24 protein-coding genes are annotated in these 23,978 nt (G+C 62.8%); 13 read left to right on the forward strand and 11 right to left on the reverse strand.

Going from position 1 to position 23,978, the window contains the following annotated elements; translation table 11 throughout:
- Positions 1 to 2 precede the first annotated feature (2 nt).
- From pntB to AOP79_RS04650, 3 genes are all read left to right on the forward strand, one after another.
- Positions 3 to 1,394 carry a Re/Si-specific NAD(P)(+) transhydrogenase subunit beta gene (pntB, locus tag AOP79_RS04640; protein WP_062070854.1) on the forward strand — a complete coding sequence of 464 codons (1,392 nt, stop codon included), beginning with the start codon at positions 3 to 5 and terminating at the stop codon, positions 1,392 to 1,394.
- A 110-nt stretch (positions 1,395 to 1,504) separates the two neighbouring features.
- Entirely contained in the window at positions 1,505 to 1,729 is a 225-nt protein-coding gene (locus AOP79_RS04645) for a heavy-metal-associated domain-containing protein (protein ID WP_062070856.1), read from the forward strand.
- Positions 1,729 to 4,128 (forward strand): heavy metal translocating P-type ATPase, encoded by a 2,400-nt coding sequence (locus tag AOP79_RS04650; RefSeq protein ID WP_062070858.1) that lies wholly within the window; start codon positions 1,729 to 1,731, stop codon positions 4,126 to 4,128. The genes AOP79_RS04645 and AOP79_RS04650 overlap by 1 nt, the downstream gene beginning before the upstream one ends.
- 62 nt (positions 4,129 to 4,190) lie before the next feature.
- Here AOP79_RS04650 and AOP79_RS04655 read toward each other — a convergent pair whose 3' ends face one another.
- The 11 genes from AOP79_RS04655 to AOP79_RS11775 form a co-directional block, all read right to left on the reverse strand.
- Positions 4,191 to 4,820: a hypothetical protein gene (locus tag AOP79_RS04655; protein ID WP_152648001.1), complete on the reverse strand. Its 630-nt coding sequence runs from the start codon at positions 4,818 to 4,820 to the stop codon at positions 4,191 to 4,193.
- A 114-nt stretch (positions 4,821 to 4,934) separates the two neighbouring features.
- Complete coding sequence (locus AOP79_RS04660) at positions 4,935 to 5,585, reverse strand: hypothetical protein (protein ID WP_062070862.1); 651 nt, start codon at positions 5,583 to 5,585, stop codon at positions 4,935 to 4,937.
- Entirely contained in the window at positions 5,585 to 5,902 is a 318-nt protein-coding gene (locus tag AOP79_RS11705) for a hypothetical protein (protein ID WP_152648002.1), read from the reverse strand. Before AOP79_RS11705 ends, AOP79_RS04660 begins: the two co-directional genes overlap by 1 nt.
- Positions 5,903 to 5,991: 89 nt before the next feature.
- Entirely contained in the window at positions 5,992 to 7,455 is a 1,464-nt protein-coding gene (locus tag AOP79_RS04665) for a PrsW family intramembrane metalloprotease (protein ID WP_062070864.1), read from the reverse strand.
- On the reverse strand, positions 7,452 to 8,060 hold the full coding sequence (locus AOP79_RS04670; protein ID WP_062070866.1) for a hypothetical protein: 609 nt from the start codon (positions 8,058 to 8,060) through the stop codon (positions 7,452 to 7,454). Before AOP79_RS04670 ends, AOP79_RS04665 begins: the two co-directional genes overlap by 4 nt.
- 57 nt (positions 8,061 to 8,117) lie before the next feature.
- On the reverse strand, positions 8,118 to 8,987 hold the full coding sequence (locus AOP79_RS04675; RefSeq protein ID WP_062070868.1) for a PrsW family intramembrane metalloprotease: 870 nt from the start codon (positions 8,985 to 8,987) through the stop codon (positions 8,118 to 8,120).
- The gene (locus AOP79_RS04680) at positions 8,984 to 9,550 is read right to left on the reverse strand and encodes a hypothetical protein (RefSeq protein ID WP_062070870.1); all 567 of its coding nucleotides are present in this window, start codon (positions 9,548 to 9,550) and stop codon (positions 8,984 to 8,986) included. The genes AOP79_RS04675 and AOP79_RS04680 overlap by 4 nt, the downstream gene beginning before the upstream one ends.
- A 66-nt stretch (positions 9,551 to 9,616) precedes the next feature.
- Positions 9,617 to 10,834 carry an O-succinylhomoserine sulfhydrylase gene (metZ, locus tag AOP79_RS04685; RefSeq protein ID WP_062070872.1) on the reverse strand — a complete coding sequence of 406 codons (1,218 nt, stop codon included), beginning with the start codon at positions 10,832 to 10,834 and terminating at the stop codon, positions 9,617 to 9,619.
- A 114-nt stretch (positions 10,835 to 10,948) separates the two neighbouring features.
- Entirely contained in the window at positions 10,949 to 11,365 is a 417-nt protein-coding gene (locus AOP79_RS04690) for a rhodanese-like domain-containing protein (RefSeq protein WP_062070874.1), read from the reverse strand.
- A gap of 28 nt (positions 11,366 to 11,393) precedes the next feature.
- The gene (locus AOP79_RS04695; RefSeq protein WP_062070876.1) at positions 11,394 to 11,903 is read right to left on the reverse strand and encodes a phosphoribosyltransferase; all 510 of its coding nucleotides are present in this window, start codon (positions 11,901 to 11,903) and stop codon (positions 11,394 to 11,396) included.
- A complete protein-coding gene (locus AOP79_RS11775) occupies positions 11,900 to 12,067 on the reverse strand; it encodes a hypothetical protein (RefSeq protein ID WP_161794222.1) in 168 nt (55 codons plus the stop codon). Before AOP79_RS11775 ends, AOP79_RS04695 begins: the two co-directional genes overlap by 4 nt.
- A gap of 116 nt (positions 12,068 to 12,183) precedes the next feature.
- Here AOP79_RS11775 and AOP79_RS04700 point away from each other — a divergent pair, with 116 nt between their 5' ends.
- From AOP79_RS04700 to AOP79_RS04745, 10 genes are all read left to right on the forward strand, one after another.
- Entirely contained in the window at positions 12,184 to 13,149 is a 966-nt protein-coding gene (locus AOP79_RS04700; RefSeq protein WP_062070878.1) for an ABC transporter ATP-binding protein, read from the forward strand.
- Positions 13,146 to 13,976 carry a hypothetical protein gene (locus AOP79_RS04705; RefSeq protein ID WP_062070880.1) on the forward strand — a complete coding sequence of 277 codons (831 nt, stop codon included), beginning with the start codon at positions 13,146 to 13,148 and terminating at the stop codon, positions 13,974 to 13,976. Before AOP79_RS04700 ends, AOP79_RS04705 begins: the two co-directional genes overlap by 4 nt.
- Before the next feature lie 72 nt (positions 13,977 to 14,048).
- Positions 14,049 to 14,468 (forward strand): hypothetical protein, encoded by a 420-nt coding sequence (locus AOP79_RS04710; protein WP_062070883.1) that lies wholly within the window; start codon positions 14,049 to 14,051, stop codon positions 14,466 to 14,468.
- Between the two features lie 99 nt (positions 14,469 to 14,567).
- Positions 14,568 to 16,871, forward strand: coding sequence for a phosphoribosylformylglycinamidine synthase subunit PurL (gene purL, locus AOP79_RS04715; protein ID WP_062070885.1), 2,304 nt, complete (start codon positions 14,568 to 14,570; stop codon positions 16,869 to 16,871).
- Between the two features lie 254 nt (positions 16,872 to 17,125).
- A complete protein-coding gene (locus tag AOP79_RS04720; RefSeq protein WP_062070887.1) occupies positions 17,126 to 17,551 on the forward strand; it encodes a sterol carrier family protein in 426 nt (141 codons plus the stop codon).
- A gap of 306 nt (positions 17,552 to 17,857) precedes the next feature.
- A complete protein-coding gene (locus AOP79_RS04725; protein WP_062070890.1) occupies positions 17,858 to 19,237 on the forward strand; it encodes an ABC transporter substrate-binding protein in 1,380 nt (459 codons plus the stop codon).
- 93 nt (positions 19,238 to 19,330) lie between these two features.
- Positions 19,331 to 20,395 (forward strand): carbohydrate ABC transporter permease, encoded by a 1,065-nt coding sequence (locus AOP79_RS04730; protein WP_082093380.1) that lies wholly within the window; start codon positions 19,331 to 19,333, stop codon positions 20,393 to 20,395.
- Positions 20,395 to 21,342, forward strand: coding sequence for a carbohydrate ABC transporter permease (locus tag AOP79_RS04735; RefSeq protein ID WP_062070892.1), 948 nt, complete (start codon positions 20,395 to 20,397; stop codon positions 21,340 to 21,342). Before AOP79_RS04730 ends, AOP79_RS04735 begins: the two co-directional genes overlap by 1 nt.
- Positions 21,343 to 21,508: 166 nt before the next feature.
- Complete coding sequence (locus AOP79_RS04740) at positions 21,509 to 21,892, forward strand: hypothetical protein (RefSeq protein WP_062070894.1); 384 nt, start codon at positions 21,509 to 21,511, stop codon at positions 21,890 to 21,892.
- Positions 21,893 to 22,183: 291 nt separating this feature from the next.
- The gene (locus tag AOP79_RS04745; protein ID WP_062070896.1) at positions 22,184 to 23,896 is read left to right on the forward strand and encodes an ABC transporter substrate-binding protein; all 1,713 of its coding nucleotides are present in this window, start codon (positions 22,184 to 22,186) and stop codon (positions 23,894 to 23,896) included.
- Positions 23,897 to 23,978: the final 82 nt, after the last annotated feature.

Genomic DNA, 23,978 nt, shown 5'->3' on the forward strand with positions numbered 1-23,978 from the left:
CCATGACCCTCGTATCCGTCGCGCAGGTCGCCTACCTGGTGGCCGCGATCTTGTTCATCCTGTCCCTTGCTGGGCTGTCCAAGCAGGACACCGCCCGTCGCGGCAACCTGCTGGGCATGGTTGGTATGGCCATCGCGATCATCGCCACCGTCGCTCTTGCCCTGGATCAATCGGAACGCCCGTGGGCTGTGACCGCGTTGCTGATCGCGTGTGTGTTGCTCATCGGAGCAAGTATCGGCATGTATCGAGCCCGCACAGTCGAGATGACGCAGATGCCCGAACTCATCGCGCTCCTGCACTCCTTTGTGGGCCTCGCCGCCGTGCTGATTGGCTACAACTCGTACCTCACTGAGGGCCACGACGCCATGCACCTTGTCGAGGTGTTCCTAGGCGTGCTCATCGGTGCGGTGACGTTCACCGGTTCCATCGTCGCGTACCTCAAGCTGTCCGCGAAGATGAACTCCAAGCCCCTCACGTTGCCCGGCCGCCACGCTCTGAACGCGGGTGTGCTGGTGGCATCGGCGGTGTTGCTGGTGTGGTTCCTTGCCTCGCCCTCGATCTGGCCTCTGCTCATCATGACGGTGCTGGCACTGGCCCTGGGATATCACTTGGTGGCCGCCATTGGTGGTGGCGATATGCCGGTTGTGGTGTCGATGCTCAACTCGTACTCGGGCTGGGCTGCGGCCGCGGCGGGCTTCATGCTCGGCAACGACCTGCTGATTGTCACCGGTGCCTTGGTGGGTGCCTCGGGTGCCATCCTGTCCTACCTCATGTGCAAGGCCATGAACCGCAAGTTCATGCAAGTGATCCTCGGCGGCTTTGGTGGCGAAACCGGTGGCGGCGCAGCGGAGGTTACCGGCACGCATCACGAGGTGTCCGCCACTGAGACGGCCGAGGCGCTCAGTCGCGCACGGTCCGTTGTGATCGCTCCCGGATATGGCATGGCCGTGGCGAAGGCGCAGTATCCCGTCGCGGAGCTGGTGTCCCGACTGCGCGAGTCCGGTGTGCAGGTGCGCTTCGCCGTGCACCCTGTCGCCGGGCGCCTTCCAGGACACATGAACGTCCTGCTTGCTGAGGCGCGCGTGCCTTACGACATCGTGCTGGAGCTCGACGAGATTAACGACGATTTCCCTGACACCGACATGGTGCTGGTGATTGGCGCCAATGACACGGTCAACCCCGCAGCGCTCGACGATCCCGGCTCGCCCATCGCGGGAATGCCCGTGCTTGAGGTCTGGAACGCTGGCGAGGTTGTGGTGTTCAAGCGGTCTATGGCCACCGGGTATGCCGGCGTGCAGAACCCGCTGTTCTTCAAGGACAACACGTCCATGCTGTTCGGTGACGCTAAGGAGCAGGTCGAGGCAATTCTCGCTGCGATGCCTGCGCGCGTGTAGGCCCTCTCCGGCGTGCACGCTCCGGCCGCCCTTGCGTCGCGCCACTTGACATTCCAGTGGGGTGGAAGGTTTACGGTGAATCCATCGTTACTCATACGGAGGAAAGAACCATGACTGCACAGCCCATCATCACCGTGAACGTTTCCGGAATGACCTGCGGAGGATGCGCCAAGAGTGTCCGCGAAGCCGTCGAGGGCGTCGACGGTGTCGCTGGCGCGCAAGTTGACCACGTCTCAGGGCGCGTCGACGTCACCCCTGCTGGCACTGTCTCCCGCGACGACCTCGAATTCTCGCTTGACGAGGCCATCTCAGCCGCCGGATACGAGGTCAAGTGATGGCCGCCAACACCACGTCTCAGCCCAGCATCGCGCTCGCGATTGACGGCATGACTTGCTCCAGTTGCGCCGCCACCATTCAGGGTGGCCTCGCAAAGCTCCCCGGTGTTGACGACGCCGTCGTGAACTACGCGACCCGGCGCGCGACAGTCCGCGGTGACGGCACAATCGACCCTGATCAGCTCGACGCCGCGATGCGTGAAACCATCCAGGGCTTTGGCTACAGCGTGCTGACCAAGCCACGTGCGGGTCAACGGGGAAGCGGCACTGGCACGTCGACGGCCGATGCTGGCTCGGCAAGTGAGCGCAACGCCAGCACTGACCATGGCGATCACGACGGCCACGACGGCCACGACGGCCACGACGAGGATGAGCACGCCGCCCACATGCGCGCGGACTCGGCCCGGATCGCGGACTACAAGCGCCGCTTCATCATCGCCGCGACATTGAGCGTCCCACTGATGTTGATCTCGATGATTCCGGCCTGGCAATTCTCTGGCTGGGAGTGGCTCGCCGCTGCGCTCGCGACCCCTGTGGTGTGGTGGGCTGCGTTGCCGTTCCACCGTTCGGCCCTTGCCTCTGCGCGTCACCGGTCCACGAACATGGACACGCTGGTGACGTTGGGAACGGTCGCTGCATGGACGTGGTCCACCGTGGTGGTTGTCGCCCACGCGTTCGATGCGATGCCTGGTGCTCACGTGTATTACGAGACTGCCGGCGTGATCGTGACGCTGATCTTGCTGGGTAAGTGGCTTGAGGTGCGGAGCACCGCCAAGGCTGGCGATGCGATTCGTGCTTTGAGCTCGCGTCAGTCCAAGACTGCGCGGCTCGAGGACGGCACTGTCATTGACCGCGATCAACTCGAGGTGGGGATGCGCTTTGTGGTGCGTCCAGGCGAGACGATCGCGACTGATGGCGTGGTGGTCGAGGGTGGTGCTGCCGTGGATGCCTCGATGGTCACAGGTGAATCTGTGCCAGTGCGCGCAGATGAGGGCGCTGAGGTGGTGGGCGGCACTATCGCGACCGATGGGTCGATGACCGTTGAGGCCACCAAGGTGGGCTCGGAGACGATGTTGGCGCAGATCGCCCAGATGGTCGATGACGCTCAGAATGGCCGCGCCCGCGTGCAGCGCCTCGCTGACCGCATCTCTCGAGTCTTTGTCCCGATTGTCATTGCGATTTCACTTCTTACGCTCGTGGGCTGGCTCGTGGCGACCGGCGATGCCAACGCCGCCTTCACTGCCGCTGTTGCCGTGCTCATCATCAGTTGCCCGTGTGCTTTGGGCCTTGCGACCCCACTGGCGATCATGGTGGGGACTGGTCGTGGTGCGCAGCTAGGGATTCTGGTGCGTGGCCCGGAGGCATTGGAAGACACCCGCGAGGTGACGACCATCGTGCTGGACAAGACTGGAACGGTGACCGAGGGTCGGATGGCACTTGTTGATGCCTCTGCGCCTGGGGTTGAGCGCGATCATGGTGCCGATGCAGTCGAGGCCTTGCTGGACGCGGTCGCCTCCGTCGAGGCTCGCTCGGAGCACCCCATTGCGCAGGCTATTGCCGATGCGCGTGAGGGGCGGGTCAAGCTCAAGGGCTTCCGCTCCGTGGCGGGTCATGGTGTTGCGGCGACGGTGCAGAATGCTGGTGCTGACGGCACTCACGCTGATGTGTTGGTGGGCGCTCGCCGCATGTTCGACTCGGTGCCGGATGAGCTGGAGCGCATCGCCGCCCGTGCGGAAGAAGACGGTCACACGGCTGTCTTTGCCGGGCGGACGTCCCCCGTGGGTGCTGGCTCCGACGGTGCGTTGACGACCCGTGCATCGGCTGTAGCCGAGGTGGTCCTGAGTGTCAGTGACACCATCAAGCCCACGTCCGCTGAGGCTGTCTCGGCGTTCCGTGAACTTGGCCTTGACGTGGTGTTGCTCACTGGAGACAACGAGCGTGCCGCCCAAGCCGTGGCCCGCGAGGTGGGTATCGATCGAGTGATTGCCGAGGTTCTTCCCGGAGACAAGGCCGATGTTATTCGTCGGTTGCAGGAGGGCGGCGCCCGTGTCGCGATGGTCGGGGACGGCGTGAATGATGCCCCGGCTTTGGCTCAGGCCGACTTGGGCCTCGCGGTGGGAACCGGCACGGATGTAGCGCGTGAGGCTTCCGATCTGACGATCGTCTCGGGCGACCTACGTGCGGCAGCTGACGCGATTGCGCTGTCCCGCAAGACGCTCGGCACTATCAAGGGCAACCTGTTCTGGGCCTTCGCGTACAACACTGCGGCGATCCCGCTTGCGGCGCTGGGGATCCTGAACCCGATGATTGCGGCTGCCGCGATGGGTGGATCCAGCCTGTTCGTGGTCGGCAATTCGCTGCGCTTGCGTGGCTTTGCGGGCTATCGGGCTCGTCGCTGATCGCACCGGAATCGTCGCTGATCACACCGGGTGCGCGCCTGGAGCTCGAAGTTCGTGTCCCCTTACATTCCGGCCTCGACACAGTCATAGAGGTCCGGTTCGGGCAGTTCGTGTATCTCGCCCGTCACGAGGTTCCAATCGGCATCGGCGGGAAGGTCGATGCCCTTGTCCTCGAGGCACTCGATGCGCGCATCGAGGCGCCGCTCGTCGATCACTGCTTGCCACGCGAGGAAATCCGGCTGCACTTGATAGAGATAGTTGACCCAGTGGGCTTCTTGGTAGTCGCAGGTGTCGATGAGCGCGAGGGCCGCGGCCTCGTTCTCGGGGTCACCGTTGGCCAAGAAGCCGGGCAGAGGGCCAGCTCCGGGCTCGGAACTTTCGGTGTAGCTCGCGTCGCCGCCCGCATCATTGATGCAATCCACCGTGCGCATGGCGGCGTCCTTGGCCAGTTCGTAACTTACTGAACCTTGGGCCGCGATCTCGTCGATGAGGGCGAGCTGATAGTCGGAGGCACCCTGCTCGAGGGCATCCATCTGTGCCTGAGTGACTTCGTTGCCGAAAGCCGCCGCCGACGTGGGAAGTGTCGAGGGTTCTTGCGCTACGGAAGCAGCACCTTCAGGCCCTGCGAAGACGGCTGCGTCCCCTGAAGCCTGGGTGCACCCTGCCATCAGCGCACTCGCGATCAGGGTCATGGCGACGGGGAGGCGACGGCGCACTAGTGTCCCGCCTGGTGCAGCAGGATTTGGGTGCCCGATGGGAGTGCGTCGTCGATGGTCCCGTCGCCCCCGTTCAGAGAGGTGAGGCGCTCACTCAAGGCTCGCAACAATGCACTGGGTTCGCTGTGGCTCGGGAAGTTCGTCCACAGCCTCACGTACCGTTTCCCACACAGGATCTGCGGGCGCCGTACCGCCGGCTTCCTCTAGACAATCGATGCGAGCGGCAAGTTTCAGCGCCTCTTCTTGAGCCATAGAGACGACGGCGTCAGGTTGAACTTGGTACAGATAGTTCACCCAGTACGACTCCTGGCGGTCGCACGTATCAATGGCCGCCAGGTCGGTGCCCTCGGCGCCGGTCCCACCGGCGGCGGAGTAGCTCGGTACCGAAAACTCCTCGCCTTGGGTGAGATCCATCACTTCGGCGCTACCGCCGGAGTCCTCGATGCACTCGACGGTGCGTACTGCCGCCCCCTTGGCTTGCTCGTAACTCACTGAGCCTTGCTGGCTGATCTCGTCAATCAACGAAAGTTGCTGCTCCGACGCTCCCCCGGCGACGGCATCGACCCTGGCACGCGCTACCTCTTCATCGAATGCAGGTGCCGCAGCGGGGTCAGCGGCAGCGGCATTCCCAGGAACAGCGTCAGCGACCCCCGTGCCCTTCGCAACTGTGGCGGCGGGACTACACCCTGTCAACGTGGCGAACGACACGAGCCACGCCACGACAACAATGGCGCGTCGCATTAGTGCGCCGACTGGTGGCTCAGGGTTCTTACCCCTGAGGGGAGGCTGATACTCGCATCGCGGGTGCCCCACTTGAAGCCCGTGTAGGTGACGCGGGCGCCACTGGCGATCTTTGCGCGCACACCAACGTAGCCATCGCAGGAACGGGGCTCTTCAGACCATGCCCACCGACTGTAGTTAGAGGATTTCACTGCACAGTTTCCTAGATACGTGTAGTGGTCGCCATTGACCCACCCGGAGGTAGCGGCCGATGCCGGCACGGCTGAAGCGATCATGAGCGCGCAGACAGCAACGGCAGTAGCAATGGTTTTTCTCATGGTGTCCCCCCTGGACAGTTGGCAAGTGCCTGGGTGTCCTCTTCATTGAGGACAAGATGACCGCAGGTAGGTAACTTGCAGGGGTTACGTTAGCGTGGAGCAGGCGCCTCGTCAATGGTGCCGTCGTCCCTGTTGAGAGCGGCTTCGCGGGCATCGTTCACAGCATCGGCAGCGTGGTTGTCGTGCGGGTTAGCCTGGCTGTTTCTGGTGCGCCGCGGGCGGAACCGAACCTTGCTTGAAGCCCATGCGCCGCCGCTCTTGGCGACCTTGCGAAGCCCCTCGGTCTCGATGCGGGAGCGTGTGTGTGCGGCCCAGCGTTGCACGACGCGGCTGCTGCTGGCGGCATCGGCCCTGGGCAGTCCTGGACCAAAGCGAGAGCCGGTGGCTTCCTCGTAGATGTCGCCGAGTTCACCATGGAGTTCGCGAACGTCCTCGGACAGCTCAATGGTGCGTGGTGACCCCCATCCATCCTCATGCGTCGCAGTGAGGAGGCTCAACTGTGCGCCCTGCAAGTACGTCAGCGCCCGCTTTCCTGGCAAGCCGCTGATGCGAGCAGCGGCACGGCGCACCTCACGCCGGGTGCGCCGTGTGGCGAGGAGGCGGAAGTCTGCGGGACTGACCAAATCATCGGGCACCACCTTCGCGGCCAAACCCGCAAAGGTACGACGCTCCCGGAGGTGAGCCCAGCGCAAGACGCCGAGGAACAACAGGAGCACCGGAATGCCCTTGGTCACGGAACTCACCCAGACATTGCCATTCACGATCGGGGTATTGAAGAAGCCGTGGACCGCCATCGCCAACGCCAACGTGCCGAGCATCACTGCCCAGCGCCGGACTGCCGAAGCCGACGCGTTAAAGAAGTAGCCGACTCCCGCACCAGCCATCGCGGAATACGTGGGGTGATTCCACAACCCACCCACAACACCACGCAACATCACCATGGCGAACACCGTGCCCGCGGTGCCATCCGCACTGACCACCGCGGTGTAGAGGAACGACTCAGACACCTGGAAACCCAGGCCAATGACGGCACCGTAGAACAGGCCATCCGCCGCCGAACGCAACCGCGCCCCAGGAATCAGCGCGAGTGCCACGACACCCAGCCACTTCAGCGGTTCCTCCACTAGCGGGGCGGCAAACGAGGACACCCACTCGTCGGCAACAGGCAACGTCACCGCGACAATGTCATGCATAGCGGGAGCTGCGATAGCGGCCACACCCGGAGCCGCAAGGCCACCCCAGGCAAGTGCGCCCAGAACCGTGACGGGAGACCGGCGCTCAAAGAGCTCCATCCGGTACAGGATCATCATGAACACAAAGCCGTACAGCAGCCACGCGATCGCGGACAGCACTGCAGTGGTCGGATGGCTTTGGAGCCTGACAAAGACCAGAGGCATCCACGTCAGGAGACCATAGAGCGTAATCGCGCAACCGGCCCAAAACACTGCAGAGCGGGTGTCGATGAAACTACTCGTGCGAGGTAGCGCACGCTTGATGGTCGCGATCGCCACTGTCGCGGGAGCGGGTTCGACGGCGCCCTGGGCCGCTGTCATGTCGGCTCCTCTGAGAACGTCGTGGACTGCACCATGTCCTCGGCGCCGGCCTGCAGCGACTGCCACGTAGCAGCAGGGGACTCAGCCTCAAACGTGACGTACTCGCCGTCGTGAACGACTGCGCAGCGGAACTGAAGGTCGGTGGTGGTGGACGCGGTGACGCACTCGCCTGGGTCCCCGCTGTCCGTCGTGAACTCCACGGGATCGGAAATGACCCACGCGCTCGCAGGGTCATCCTCGAGCGGTGCCGTTGCTTCGATCAGCAACTCATCAAGACCCACCTCGGGTCCGAGCTCCTGAGGAGGAGTAATTGCGATCGTGGCACCAGCATTCACCAGAGTCGCTGACATCGGGTCTGCGCCCTCGACGGGTTCGTCCGAAATGTTCCAGCCCTCGGCAAGCGTGATCGTCACGGCCGTGGACCCAGGCGAACTCACCGTCAGAGTCCGCGTCGACGGTTCCTCAAGCCCCTCCTGGACGGGTAGGGCAGAGGCCAGCCATGGCAGACCCCAAATGAATGCGCTCGCGGCAACGACAAGGAGAAGTGCGCCAGGCCAGCTTGGGCGCCCAATGAGCCGCAGCGACAGTGGCAAGCGCGCGGTCATGTCGCGAAACTAGCATGCACACCTGCCACAAGTGCGGTGGCTTTCCGACCGGGTCGGCTACTGAGCGGTCACCGGGTGAGCGTCGCCCCCGCTGGAGCTGTCGACTTCATCGGTCCCGTTGCTGTTGCGCTCGTGGCGACGCATGATCCCCACCAGGACGAGCAACACCACCAAGGCCGGGAAGCCCTTCGCGATGGTTCCCAGCAAGATATTGTCGTCAAGGATCGGGGAATCAAAGAACGCGTGTAGCGCGATGGCGACGATGAGTGCGCCGAGCAGCGCAGTCCAGCGACGTGCTGCGGACGTGCCCGACACCATGAAGTAGCCGAGGCCGCTCGAAGCGATCGCTGTGTACGTTGGGTGGGACCAGAGGCCACCGACAATGCCGCGCACAAACAGCATCAGCAACACCGTGATGATCGGGCCACCGGCATCGGCGGCGGAGGCGGAATACAGGATCGACTCGGTGACCTCGAAGCCCAAGCCCACAAGGATGCCGTAGTACACGAAGTCCAGCGTGTGTTCCATGCGCGTCGCGGGGATGTACGCGAGTGCGAACACGGCGAGCAGTTTCAGGGGCTCTTCCGAGAGGCCTGCTGAGATGGCTCCAGCCCAACCGTCGTCGGACACGACCGAGGACACGAGGGTGTGCATTGCACTGCTCGCCCACGTGGCGATTCCCGCCACGACGATGCCACCCCACAGGAACGCGCCAAAGGACGCGCCACGGGGAAGCTTCCGGGACCTGAAGATCCGCCGAACGATCAGCCACAGCAGCCACGCGTACAGACCCCACACCACCAGCGCGGTGAGGAAGCCCATGGGTGAGGAGGCAAGCGCGCTAAGGAACAGAGGGAACAAGCCGACGATGCCGACAACGGTCAGGATTCCTGCCGCCCAAATGATGGGGTTACGTAGGTCGATCATGCGTCGTCTCCTTCGCCAGTAGTGGCATCAGTGATGACGATGGAGTCCACCATGAGCTCTGCGGACTCGGACGCCGTAGTCCATTCGTTGTCAGGGCTCGTCAGAACAAACGTGGCGTACATGTCGCCGTTGGAGACGATCCACGTCTCCGCAGTCTGGCCATCACTGTGCGCTTCGACGCCCACGCCGTCGTATCCGGCATCGGTAACAAAGGTCACCGGGTCGGTCACTGCCCAGGAGGCATCGTCCTCATATGCCGAGGCAAATCGGTTGACCACGGCGTCAAGATCTTCGCCGTCCTCGAACGCCACCGCGCCCACCGGGATGAACTGAGCGCCACCGTTAGTCAGCGACACAAACAGTGCGTCGTCCTCATTGGTGCCCGACCAGCCCTCTTCGACTGTGATGGATGTGTTGTCCGAGACAGCAAGATCAGACCCCGGCTCGATGGTGTCTCCGCCGGCGGTGCCAGCCAACGCTGGCAACAGCACGATGGCGATGACGACGGCAACGGCAATGAGTAGCGTCGCCTTCCACTGCTGGGCTCTGCTGACGTCACGCACAGGTGACTCCCCTCACGGCCGCGGCGCACCCGCGGCTCGAGTCCGTTATACAGCAGAGAGTCAGCGCTACACCGCTTTAAGCGCTTGCTCCAGGTCCGCTCGCAAGTCCTCAACGTCTTCGAGACCCACCGAGAGCCGCACAGTGGTCTCGTAGATGTCGACCTCAGCGCGAGCATCGGCCGTCAATTTGTTGTGTGTCGTGGTCGCCGGGTGAGTCGAGATCGACTTGGCGTCACCGAGGTTGTTGGAAGGCGTGAAGAGCTTCAACGCATTGATAAAGCGGAACGCTGCGGCCTGCGCTTCGGGGCCTGCTGGGTCAATGTCATCGCCCAGTTCCAAGTCGATCGTCACCAGCGTGCCGCCGAGCGTCATCTGCTTCACGGCCTGCTCATGCTGAGGGTGAGAGGGCAGTAGTGGGTAGCGTGCTGACTTGATCCCCGGGTGCTGCTCCAGCCACGCCGCGAGATTCATGGCGTTCGCGGCCTGGTGGCGCACACGCACGGGCAGCGTCTCAAGGCCCTTCAACAGCACCCAGGCGTTAAACGGCGAGATGGTCGCGCCCATGTTGCGGATCATCAACTTCACCGGACCGTCAATGTAGTCCGAGGAACCCAGAATCGCACCGCCCATGACACGGCCCTGGCCGTCGATGTGCTTGGTCGCTGAGTACACCACTGCATCGGCTCCCAGCTCCAGGGGCTTTTGGCCAAGGACAGTCGCGAACACGTTGTCGACAATGAACGTGGCGCCAGCCTTCTTGGACAATGCGGCCACGAAGGGGATATCCACGATGTCCTGCATCGGGTTAGTGGGCGACTCAATGAACACGGCCTTAGCGGGCGTGGCGAGCGCGCGCTCCCAGTCAGCGTTGTCCGTCGCATCCACGTAGTCGATCTGAATGTCCCACTTCTCAAAGAAGTTGGCGAAAGTCTGCAAGGTTGAACCAAACAGTGCCTTCGCGGCGACGAGGCGGTCACCTGCACTGAGGATTGAGCCCAGCGAGACGAACACCGCAGCCATGCCAGTCGCAGTAGCGAAGCACCGCTCCGCACCCTCAAGGGCAGCCAGACGGTCCTCGAACATCGTGACCGTGGGGTTGGCGTAGCGCGAGTACATGTAGACGTCGATCTCGCCGGCGAAGGCGTCGCGGGCTTGCTCGGCGCTGTCATAGGCGTAGCCCTGCGTGAGGTACATGCCTTCCGACATCTCGTTGGCACCGGAGCGCATGATTCCGGTGTGGAGGGCAAGAGTGTCGGGGCGCAGTTCGTCAGGCAGATCGCTCATGGGAGCAGACTATCGCCCACCCCTCCATGCCAAATGGCTCCATTTCGCTGTTTTGCGTGGGCTAGACAGCGAAAAGGAGCCATTTGGCAACAACGGAAGGGGTGCGAAGGGTGCCTATCCCTGACGCCAGGGAAGACCCTCCGCCTTCCACCCAGTCGCACCGCGGTGACCAGCGGCATCGACCGCGCCCTCAAACCCATCGGAGATGTTGTACGACGGCCCAAAGCCCGCTGCCGTGGCCGCGGTTGCCCCGCCAATCGATCGCTGGCCCGAACGGCACAGAAACACCAACGGCGCACCCTCCGGAACATCGGCCGCCTTCAACTGCTCCACAAAGTCGACATTGCGTGCCATCGACGGGTACGACACCCATTCCACGAGAATCGGCTCGTGACCCAGCGACGAGGTGTCGGGCACTCCAACCCACTGCCACTCAGCCGCGGTGCGGACATCCACCAATCGCGCATCCGGGTTGGACTTGAGGAGATCCCACGCTTCGGTGGGGGTGACGTGGCCAGCGAATTCGGTCATCGGATGGTCTCTCTCTGTGATGATGGGCTCATCGTTCGGTACTTCCTGTTTCCGGGTGAGCGCCGTCTGGCGTGACGGGAGGCAAAGCGGACCACGGGAACGTGATCCAGCCATCGGTGTGTTTCCACACATAGTCGGGCTCGATGACCGAGCGCGGCTTGGCATACAGCACGACGGTGCGAACCTCGGCGGCGTACTGCTCCATGAGGTGCTTCACCAGCGCGAGAGTCTCACCCGTGTCCGCGACATCGTCAGCGACAAGGACGCGGAGTCCCGCCATCGCATCGGTGTCGAGCAGGGGAGGCAACAGGATGGGTTCTGGCAGGCGCTCGTCAACGCCGGTGTAGAACTCGACGTTGAGAGTGCCGACGCCCTTCGTGCCCAACGCATAAGCCAGTGCGCCACCGACTGGGAGCCCGCCACGCGCGATGGCAACCACCGCATCGGGCTTGTATCCATCATCGGCAACTGCCTGCGCTAGTTCGCGCGAGGCATCTCCAAACCCGACCCAGGTCAGTTCTTCGCGCTCGACCGTCATGACGTCTGCGAGCGTTCTGGTGATGCCGATTTGGCGCCCCGCTCGGCGGCAGCAAGCTGGTGCTCGAGCCGGTAGACCCTGCGGCGTGTCGCCTGCAAGTTGATGGCCAGAATGGCAGCACCAACCAGGGCGACAACCAAGAGGGCGCTGAGTATCCAGTCCATGAAGCCACTATAGGCATCGCTCGTGGGCAGTAGAGATCCTCGATGGAGTCTGTGGGGTAGGGCGTGATAACTTCCAGCTGTGCTCCAGGCCATAGGTGCACGTATCGCGGACAGGGATGTCCGAGCGCATCGGTGTGCTGCAACGCACGACCAAGGCGGCTTTGCGCGAAGCGACAGGGGGTTTCGGGGGAATGATCACTTTTCGTGACGTAGGTAAGTCCTACGGCGACAACGCAGTGTTGAAAGACGTCACGTTTTCAGCAGCGGATGGCCAGGTCACTGGCTTCGTGGGTCCAAACGGGGCAGGTAAGTCCACCGCCTTCAAGGTGTTGCTTGGCTTGGAGCAAGCCGATGCTGGCGAAGCGCTCGTTGACGGGCACCGCTATGGAGCGGATCGCGAGGGAACGTTGCGGGTTGGGAGCTTGCTCAACGCGCAGTGGGTCCCCGGTCGTATGACGGGGCCCGATTACTTGCGCTACCTGTGTGGATTGCGCGGGCTTGATGCCAGCGAGGCCGCCCGCACGATCGCGCTGGTGGGCCTGGGGTTTACCGGCAATGCGAGAGTCAGAACGTATTCCTTGGGGATGCGTCAACGGCTCGGCATCGCTGCAGCATTTCTTGGCAACCCGCGCAACCTCGTCCTTGATGAGCCCGTCAACGGCTTGGATGTTGATGCCGTGCGGTGGCTTCGCGAGACCCTTCGACACGCAGCCAACGGGGGCACTTGCGTCTTGCTGTCATCGCACATGATGAGTGAACTCGAACTCATCGCGGATAGCGTCGTGATGCTTTCAGGTGGCCAGATTATTAAGCAGGGCTCCATTGCTGAGGTCAGGAAGCCCGAGCACACGGTGGTGCATGTGCGCTCGGCGGACAACGGCCGAGTTGCCCGCGAGCTCGCCGCCGTCGGTGCGCACGTGGAACACACTTCGAGTGCAGTAGTGGTCCAGGGTCAGACAGTGAATTGGGTCGCCGCTCAGGTCAGTCGGCTCGGGGTCGAACTCGAGAGTATCGAGCGCCCGCAGGCGCGCCTGGAAGACGTCTATATGCACCAGGTGGCCACGAACGGAGTGCAGTCATGACGGCCGCTGTCGAGAGTGCGCGCCAAGGGTCACGTTCCCAGGGTCACGCCTTTGGGACGGCGTTCGGTGCTGAGGCGACGGCACTTGCGCGTCGAGGTGGACTCCGATTGTGGTGGATCGTGTCCGCCGCAGTCGCTTTCGGATGGACGATGCTGTTCCTCCTGGTCGCAGGGTTGGCTCGCACGGAGGACGGCTTGGCTACGGTCGCTGCCGTTGGGGGCATCGGCCCTGTGGTGGTGATGGTGCTCATGGGTATCGCCACGGCGGCACACGTGGCACGTGAGATCGGCGACGGGACGATGGTGAGCGCCCGCGTAGTTCAGCCGCGCCCTGCAGTGCTCTATGCGGCGAAGGCGCTCGCGCTGGCAGTGACAGTAACCGCCCTCGGGATCGTCATGGGGGTGGTGGGAGTAGTGGCAGCGTTGCTTTCCTTCGTCGTTGAGGCATCGGCATGGTGGGAGGTGGTGTTGACGCTGCTGTTGACCGCACTCGTCACGGGACTGACGATCTGCTTCGTTTATGGTTTGTCGATCATCGTCAAACGTGGCGCATTGATTGTTGCCGTTGGACTTGCCGTCTTTGTGATCGCACCCTTGCTCGCCGCCATCGGAGGTGTGTTTCTTGCGCCACCCTGGAACGGTCTGGTCGCAACCCTGGGCGACGCGCTCCCCGGCACCCTGGTGGTGTACGCATCGACCATCCCTGAGCCGGGTGTCTCAACGTGGACGACGCTCGGGCTCTCGTTAGGCGGTCTGGTGTTGTGGACGGCGGCGGCAACGTTCGGCGGTCTCCTCACCATGCGCAAGTCGGGATTCGGCGAGCCGTAGCCACGCTGCAGATTGCACAGGTCTCGCACTTCACAATCGCGTCAGGATGCGATGCAATGGAAGAAGCGCCTTATGTGCGGGCGCATTGCAGTCGATGAAACAGGTATGGCGATGACGCGAGGCGACGACGAGACCCCTGAGGTGCTTGATCAAGTGGCGCGCGGATTGGGCGAGGCGCGCGAGTTCGAGCCTGATGTGGCGGAGCAGCCGGCCGGGTTGCCGGGCCGGCGTGGCGATCGTGAGGCCTCCCCGGGCGCTGCTCCCATTGACGATGCCGGGGTCCTGGACTGTGGAACGTCCCGACGCGGTGGCTTCACCCACGTGCTGTGGCTCGACCGAGGCGCGACGCCTGAGGGTCTTGCGCATTCACTTGAACTCTCCCCACTGGTGGCCCGCGTGGAGTGGGAGGGCACCGAACTCCTGCATGTGGAGGCGCCTGGTGCCTCTCACGGTGACCTCTTGGCTGAGGCCCGGAGGCTCGCTCGTAGTTAGCCGCGCTTGTACCCTGCGCTGGGTCTAGGAGCCGATGCCTCGGGCGCTCGCGTGCGCCGGTAGGATTCACGCGTACCGGCCTCACACCCAAGGGATGACATGACCGACGCACCCGCAGATAAGAACCTCGACACTGTTGAGGATGCCGCCGCGACTCCTGATCAGGACATGCCTTACGCAGAGTTGGGCCTGAAGCCTGACGAGTATGCGCGCATTGTTGAGCTGCTGGACCGCCGCCCGACGGCCGCTGAACTCGCGATGTATTCCGTGATGTGGTCGGAGCACTGCTCGTACAAGTCCTCGAAGGTTCACCTCAAGCAGTTCGGTGAGAAGACCACGCCTGAGATGAAGGAACGTCTCATGGTCGGCATGGGTGAGAACGCCGGTGTGGTCGACGTGGGCGACGGCTGGGCCGTGACCTTCAAGGTGGAGTCCCACAACCACCCGTCCTATGTGGAGCCTCACCAGGGTGCTGCCACGGGTGTGGGTGGCATTGTGCGTGACATTCTTGCGATGGGCGCGCGTCCCGTGGGCGCGATGGATGAGCTGCGGTTTGGTGAGATCGATCACCCTGACACATCGCGTGTGGTGCACGGCGTTGTCAGCGGTGTGGGCAGCTACGGGAACTCGCTGGGCTTGCCGAATATTGGTGGCGGTTCGCTTTTTGACCCCTCGTACCAGGGCAACCCGCTGGTCAACGCACTGTGCGTGGGCGTGATGAAGCATGAGGATATTCACCTCGCATCCGCTCACGGTCCCGGCAACAAGGTGGTCCTCTTCGGTGCCCGCACGGGCGGCGACGGCATTGGCGGCGCCTCCATCCTGGCCTCCGAGACTTTTGAGGACGGCGTGCCCGCGAAGCGCCCGTCGGTCCAGGTGGGCGACCCGTTCATGGAGAAGGTCCTCATCGAGTGCTGCCTTGAACTGTTCCGGGCCGATGTGGTGGAGGGCATTCAGGACCTCGGCGCTGCTGGAATCTCGTGTGCCACGAGTGAGTTGGCCTCGAACGGCACTGGCGGTATGCACGTCTGGCTCGATGACGTCTTGCTTCGCGACCCGTCGTTGAACGCCGGCGAGATCCTCATGTCTGAGTCGCAGGAACGCATGATGGCGGTGGTCACTCCTGACAAGCTCGAGGCCTTTATGGCGATCACGGGCAAGTGGGATGTGGAGTCCTCCGTGGTGGGTGAGGTCAATGATTCTGGCCGTCTCACCATCGATCACCATGGTGTCCGCATCGTTGATGTTGACCCGCGCACGGTTGCTCACGAGGGTCCCACCTACGACCGTCCGTACGCACGTCCCGCGTGGATGGACACGCTCCAGGCCGATGCCTTTGCGGCTGACCTTCCGGCTGACGGTGACGCTTTGCGCACCGCGGTGCTGGACTTGATGTCGTCGCCAAACTTGGCGGACCGTTCGTGGATCACGAACCAGTACGACCGTTACGTCCAGGGCAACACTGCCGCTGCGCGTCCCGACACTGTGGGCGTGGTGCGTGTGGATGAGGAGACTGGTCGTGGCGTGGCGATTGCAACGCGCTCGAACGACCGTTTCACCAAGCTTGACCCCTATGAGGGTGCACGTCAGTCTGTGGTGGCGGCCTACCGCGCTGTGGCTGTGGCCGGTGCCACGCCTACCGCGATCACCGATGGCCTGAACTTTGGTTCGCCGGAGGACCCCGACGCGATGTGGCAGTTCGTGGAAGCGATCCGCGGCCTAGCCGATGTGTGCCAAGAGCTTGGTGTGCCGGTCACGGGCGGCAACGTGTCGCTTTACAACGGCACCGGCGAGCCTGGACAGTTGGATTCCTCGATCAACCCCAACGCCATTGTGGGCATGCTCGGAATCTTTGACGACGTGGAGCGTGTGACGCCCGCAGGATGGCGCCAGGATGGGCTGATTCTTTACGTGCTGGGTGAGACCGGTGCAGACCTGAATGGCTCGCGTTACGCACAGTTGGTGGGGCACATGGGTGGTCTGCCGCCCAAGGTCGACATTGATGCGGAGAAGACTCTCGCTGAGGTGATGGTGGCGTCTTCGCGTGACGGCCTCGCCGATGCTGCGCGCGAGATTGGCGACGGCGGCCTCGCTGCCGCATTGGCGCAGGCCTCGTTGCGTTACGGCGTCGGTGCGCGCATCGTGCTCGATGAGTTGTGCGAGCGTGACGGCGTGACGCCCGCGGAGGCACTGTTCTCGGAATCGCAGGGCCGTGTGCTGGTGGGCATCATCCGTGAAGACGAGCCGCGCTTCACCGCCATGCTGGAGGCGCGCGGTGTGCCTGCGGTCCGCATCGGTTACACCGTTCCTGAATCCTCGTTGGAGATCCAGGATCAGTTCGAACTGCCTCTCGACGAGCTGCGTGAGACCTGGGAAGCGCCGCTGCTCAAGCGCTTCGCGTAACCACCATTGAGGGTGCGCGCCCGCGCGTGCGGCTGCACCCGGGCAGTGGCCCTGGTCACGACCCTCTTGACGCTCCCCCGTGGCATCACTACGGTGACGCTCGGGCGCGCCGGAGGGGCCGATGCGCCGATCCCAGTCTTCAGCTGCTGGACCGGGAGGGTTTCGCGGCACTTTTCGAGTAGCGACCACACGGTACAGCCGCGTTTCCTCGACCCCAGCATCGGACCGTCAGGGCGACCTCGTACCCTGGTGTCATGCCCTCTCGTCGCCGCATTGACCTCAAGGCCGGCCGCGCCGCAGTCCGCGCGTGGACGGTATCGAACCGCGCACCGGACCTTCACGCGCCCACAGCCGCGACCGCACCCGACGATGTGCCCGTCGTGGATCGGGTGACGACCGCGACGGCTGTGCGGTTCACGTTGGAGGAACTTGCGGCACGCGCTCCGGGCAACGCGCTCGAGGTCCGTGTTCCACCTTTTGGTGCGACGCAGTGTGTTGAGGGGCCTACGCATCGGCGCGGGACGCCCCCAGCGGTCGTCGAGATGTCGCCCGAGGTCTGGCTGGCACTCGCGTGCGGAAAACTGCAGTGGGCCGATGCTGTGGCGGTGGGGGATGTTGACGCGTCAGGGGAGCGCTCCGACCTGTCTGCTTTGTTGCCTTTGTGGGCGGAGGCGCTGTAAGCGTCTGCGCGGCGTTCGGTGGCGCGATGGCTGGCGCGATGGCTGGCGCGATGGCTGGCGCGATGGCTGGCGCGATGGGGTGGCACGCGGTGCGTTGCCCATCAGCGGCCTGGAACTGTTCCCAGCATCGGCCCTGTAAATGTCACAATTCGGTGACAACGGCCTGAGTTTGTAGACACTTCCCTCAAACGATCCCTACGGTGAATGTAAGCGTTTGCGTAATGGTGCGTAAGGCCTGAGCGTGATCGCAGCCGTGACCCGGCTTCGGTGTTGCGGCCCAACTCAATGAAGAGAAGGGGAATCACGATGAAACGCACGTTTATTGGTTCCGTGGCCGCCATTGCGGCAACGGGGCTCGTCCTGGCCGGGTGTTCGAGCGACGGATCTGACGGCTCAGACGACGAGATGTCAGAAGGCTCAACCGACGCCTCCGGCGAAGTCGCCGCCGGTTGTGAAGACTTCGCCGAATACGGCACGTTCGACGGCGGCGCAGTCGAACTCTACGGAACCATTTCCGGTGTCGAGGCAGAGCAACTGACCGAATCCATCGTTCCGTTTGAGGACTGCACGGGCATCGACGTCACGTACAACGGTTCGGACGAGTTCGAGACAGAAATCAACGTCCGCGTGGAAGGCGGCAACCCGCCAGACCTCGCGATCATCCCTCAGCCTGGACTGCTCCAGCGCGTCGTGGGAACCGGATCCGTCGTGGCCGCGCCCGAGAGTGTCTCCGCCAACGTCGATGAGTTCTGGTCCGAAGACTGGAAGAACTACGGCACCGTGGGCACAACGTTCTACGCGGCCCCACTCATGGCATCGGTCAAGGGTTGGGTTTGGTACTCGCCCACCGAGTTCATGGACAACGGCTACGAAGTCCCCACTACCTGGGATGAGCTCATGACGCTCACGCAGACCATGGCGGACAACGGTGGCTCTGGCGACGCATACAAGCCGTGGTGCATTGGATTCGAGTCAGGCACCGCGACCGGTTGGCCAGGCACTGACTGGATCGAGGACTTGGTCTTGCGCCAGCAGGGTCCCGAGGCCTACGACCAGTGGGTCGCCGGCGAACTGACCTTCCAGTCAGACGAGATCACCGAGGCCTTCGAGTCCTTCGGTGCCATCGCCACTAACTCGGACTACATCAACGGTGGTCTGGGCGACGCATCGTCCATCGTGGACACCGCATTCCAGGAGGCCGGTCTGCAGATCCTCGACGGCAACTGCTCGCTCCACCACCAGGCCTCGTTCTATGAGGCACAGTGGCCCGAGGGCACCACGGTCGCAGAAGACGGCGACATCTGGGCCTTCCTGACCCCCAACGTCAACGCTGACGACGGTGCTGCCGTCACCGGTGGTGGCGAGTTCGTCGCGGCGTTCAACGAGAACCCCGAGACGGCCGCGCTCCAGACCTACCTGTCTTCGGACACTTGGGCCAACGAGCGTGTCTCTATCGGAGGCGTGATTTCCGCCAATAAGGGCCTGGACCCCGCCAACGCGTCCAGCCCCATTGGTCAGGCCTCCATTGAGATCCTGCAGGGCGAGGACACCGTCTTCCGCTTTGACGCCTCGGACCTCATGCCCGCAGAGGTCGGAGCATCTGCATTCTGGACCGGAATGAACGACTATGTGAGTGGCACGGAGTTGTCGACGGTGCTGTCGAACATCGACAACGCCTGGCCGTGATCAGTCGCTGAGTAACCCGCTGGGGCCCCGTGCATGGCGCGGGGCCCCACCGGCACCAGTCTCCGACCATGAAAGGACTCGACAATGGGGTCGATGCAGGATCTAGCGGCGCACCCTCCCGTGCGGACTGCGACTGACTTGGGACCAGACTTCTGGGCCTCGCAAGGTCAGAACCTACTCTTTGGCGCGATCGCCGTGGTGGCCTTTCTCGCGATTGTTGCTCTCATCATGTTTGGCGCAGACCTCATCAAGGGGCGCGCCCGTGACAAAGTGCAGTTGGCGGTGCTTGTCTCACCCGTGCTGCTACTGCTGGGCGTGGGACTTGTCTACCCGGCACTCGACACCACGTGGCTGTCCTTCAACGAGATCACCAACGAGCCGGACCCTGACACCGGAATCTTCACGACGACCATGCAGTTCATCGGTCTGGACAACTACCGCTTTGCATTCTCCGACCCCTCAACCTTCCGCACCATCATCAACACCTTTGTATGGATGATCCTGGTGCCGCTCATGTCCACAGGATTTGGGCTCGCCTACGCCGTCTTCATTGACCGAGCCAAGGGCGAAAAGCTGCTGAAGTCACTGGTGTTCATGCCCATGGCGATCTCCCTGGTGGGTGCCTCCGTGATCTGGGGCAACATCATGTACGACTACAACCAAGTGGGATCCCAAACCGGAATGCTCAACGCGCTCCGGGAACTGGTGGGGCTCGACCCCTATAACTTCCTGCGTGACAATCCGTGGAATACCTTCTGGCTCATCGTCATCCTGGTATGGATCCAGACCGGTTTCGCCATGGTGATCTTGTCTGCGGCAATCAAGGCTGTCCCGCCGGAGATGAACGAGGCAGCATCCCTCGATGGAGCAAACGCCTGGCAGCGCTTCTGGCGCATCACGGTGCCCTCCATCCGCACCACCATCGTGGTGGTCCTGACAACAATCACCATCATGGCGCTCAAGGTCTACGACATTGTTCGCACCGTCACGCAGGGCCGAGATAGTACCGACGTGGTCGCCAACCGCATGTACGTCCTGAGTTTCGTGGAGGGCCGCGAAGCCTTGGGTGCAGCACTTGCCGTGATTCTCTTCATCTTTGTGATTCCGGTGGTCATCTACAACGTCAGATCCCTCAACAAGGCTAAGGAGGCCCACTAATGAGCGTCACGACGCCTCCGCAACAGCCGGTTGATGACCCCACTCCGGTGAAGGACCACAACGGACGTTCCTCGCGAGCGAAGAAGGCCAAGGACAACCTCACCAGTCCGTGGGCCACTGCGATCTCCATCATCATCGCGATGCTGTGGACCATCCCGACCGTCGCGTTGTTCATGACTTCGCTGGTCCCGGGAGACAGATACCGTACCGACGCATGGTGGACCGTGATGGCCGATGGTGACCTCACCTTTGGCAACTTTGGCCAGGTCCTCTTTGACTCGTTTGGTGATAACTCCACGGCGCCACCGCTCCTTGAGTACGTCTTCAACTCGATCGTGGTCACCGTTCCTGCGGTGGTGTTCCCCGTCGTGCTGGGCCTCATGGCGGCGTACGCGTTTGCGTGGATTCCGTTCCGCGGTTCCAGCTTCCTGTTTGTGCTGATCTTTGCGCTTCAGGTGGTGCCACTCCAGCTCGCCCTGATTCCGCTGCTACGCATCCTTGGCCCCGAGAACCTGGGACTGGCCGGTGAGTTCTCCGGCGTGTGGATCGCGCACACCATCTTTGCTCTACCGCTATCCGTGTTCTTGCTGCACAACTTCGTGGCGAGTATTCCCAGGGAGATCCTGGAGGCCGCGCGTGTGGATGGCGCCAGCCACACTCAGGTGTTCTTCCGCATCATCATTCCGCTGTCACTGCCTGCGGTGGCCTCCTTGGCCATCTTCCAGTTCCTGTGGGTGTGGAACGACCTCCTGGTGTCCGCCGTGTTCGGAAGTGCGGAGACTTATCCGTTGACGTACCCGATCTCCAACCTTGCGGGTGACTACGGCCAGTATGCGTACCTGGTGCCGCCGGCGGCATTCATCTCGATGATCATCCCGCTGATCGTGTTCTTCTCCTTGCAGCGCTACTTCGTGCGCGGGCTGCTTGCGGGTTCAACTAAGGGCTAGGCGGTTTGCGCGCACCTGTGACTTGTGCGCAGGTCCTCTTGCGTGAGGTGCGTCACCGTGTCAGTCGTCCCTGTGGGGGAGTGCCTCCAGTGAGGTGTGGGCCTCGTGATGTGTGCCGCCTAGGCGGTGCACGGCATGACGCGGTGCCGGCTCGTACACTGGGGGCGTGACTGAACCGACCTCGCATGCCTCCGATGCCGTCCCTGCCGATGTGAAGCGGGATGCCATCCCTGCGACGTATCGCGTTGCGCCGCGGTTTGGGCGCATCATTGGGCTCGGTGGCGTGGTGGGTTTTGTCCTGGGTGTCGTGGTGTCACTGGTGATGCCCAATACGACGGAGACGGGCCTGTTCATGGTGGCGATGCTGGTGGGTGCCGGTTTTGCGCTGTTGGGTGGCGCGCTCGCGGGCGTGATCGTCGCGCTGATGGATCGGGATACTCCTGGGCGCTTGAAGGCGGCCCAGTCGAGTGCTGTGGACGCCTCCGAGCAGGGGGCCGATCTGGCGGCTCCCGAGAGCACGGAAACCGCTCCGGAACACGACAATAAATAGTAGATTCTTTCAACTTTTATTGCGCTAGAACCTCTTGAATGTTGCATTCTTTGCGACAGTTGTGTGCCTATTGATAAGTGGATTCTCCCCACTTAACCAGGGGTTTTCCACCGAAGAATTGCAAAGAACGCAACTCAAAACGTTTTGATGTCTCAGTTGTATTACGGGGCTTGCATAGACATCAATCCCATTGCGTAGAGTCGCGCCCAGCACCTGCCCGATCGGGCACGTGTCAGCACACACAGACGTGTGACGAGGACGTCGCACGTCGACCCTTCGAAAGGACCAAAGATGATCCGAACCATGGGACGCAAGCGCGTAGTCGCTGCTGCCTCGATGGTCGCTGGGCTCTCGCTGCTGGTAGCTGGTTGCTCCAACGGCGACGGCGAAGAGACCGACTCAACCAACTCGCCTGACTCGAGCGCAGCGGCCGAGGGTGCGAAGACCGACCGCGAACTCGTTGTCTGGGCCGGTGCCACTAAGCCCATCAACCAGACCTTCAACCCCTTCTCTCCCCAGGTACAGCACGTCGCACTGGGAGGTATCTACCAGACGCTCTACTACTACAACAAGGCCGGGTCGGGGGACCCGATGTCACTGCTGGGCGAGTCCTTTGAGTGGAACGATGACGGCACTGAGCTGACCATCACCATTCGCGAAGGCGTTACCTGGAACGATGGTGAGCCCTTCACCACCGACGACGTGATCTACTCCTTCACAAACGACATTGCTGGCCCTGCGTACATCTCGGGTGCTGAAGCGCCTGACGACACGACCGTCGTCCTGAGCTTCGACGAGCCGCAGTACACCAACGAGTTCTCTCTGCTGGGCTCGACCTATATGGTCCCCGCACACATCTGGGAGGACCTCGAGGAAGACCCAATCGAGTGGGGCAACCTTGAGCCAGTCGGTACCGGTCCCTACACGGTCAACTCCATCTCTGACGAGGCCCTCACCGTGGTTGCTAACCCCGACTACTGGGGCGGCGAAGCTAACGTCACCAACGTTCGCTACGTCGGTGTCGACGACAACGCAGCTGCGCAAGACCTGCTCATGTCCGGCAAGATCGACTGGGTTGGAATGTTCATTCCCCAGCCGGATCCGGTCACTGACCTTGGCATCGGCTACATCAACACCCCGCAGGACCCCACGGTCATGTACACCTGCTCCAACGCAGACCTGGGCTGTGAAGGCGACCAGACGGACGTGGCCGTGCGCCAGGCACTCAACCTCGCCATCGACCGCACAGAGATCAAGGACAAGGCGTTCGTCGGACTGACCGGCGACGTCTCCCCCACTTTCGCTCTGCTTGGCCGTGACGACAAGTGGATCTCACCTGACGTTCCTGCCGAGAGCCCTCAGACCGCCAACATCGAAGAAGCACAGGCCATCCTCGAAGAGGCCGGCTACACCATGGGTGACGACGGTATCTACGAGAAGGACGGCGACCCCATTGAGATGACGCTGTCGTCCGTCGATGGTTGGACGGACTACAACAACGCCGCCAAGCTCATTGAAGAGCAGGCTGCTGCCGCCGGTATGACAGTGACGGCAGCTACCGTCTCGTGGAACGAGTTCGCCGAAGGCCGTAGCGCCGGTGACTACGAACTCATCATGGGTGGAGTCATCGGAACCTCGGTGCCCGACCCGTTCCAGATCTACAAGGACTGGATGGGTGGAGACTCCACCACACCGGTTGGCACCCCGCTGGAGCCTGGATTCTGGAACTTCTCGCGCTACGACAACGACATTGTTGACGAGCAGATCGAGGTAGCAGCTGGAACCCTCGACGAGGCAACCAAGATGGATGCTTACGCCGCGATCCAGGAAGAGATCACCCGGGACCTGCCTTACATCCCGATCGTGATCAACGCCACGCAGACCTTCTACAACCAGACCGACTACACCGGCTGGCCTACGGAAGACGACCTGTACGCCTTCCCACCGGCCTGGGGTGCAGGTGCCTCCGGCGTCGTGCTCCACAGCCTCGGTGGAACGGAGTAAGCGGGTCTCGAGCGAGATCTAGCAGCTGAAATGGAGAGGCGCCTGATGGAACCAACGCGCACTGGTGCGTGGCAGCAGACCG

This window comes from Demequina sediminicola, assembly GCF_000975055.1.
Lineage (GTDB): Bacteria > Actinomycetota > Actinomycetes > Actinomycetales > Demequinaceae > Demequina > Demequina sediminicola.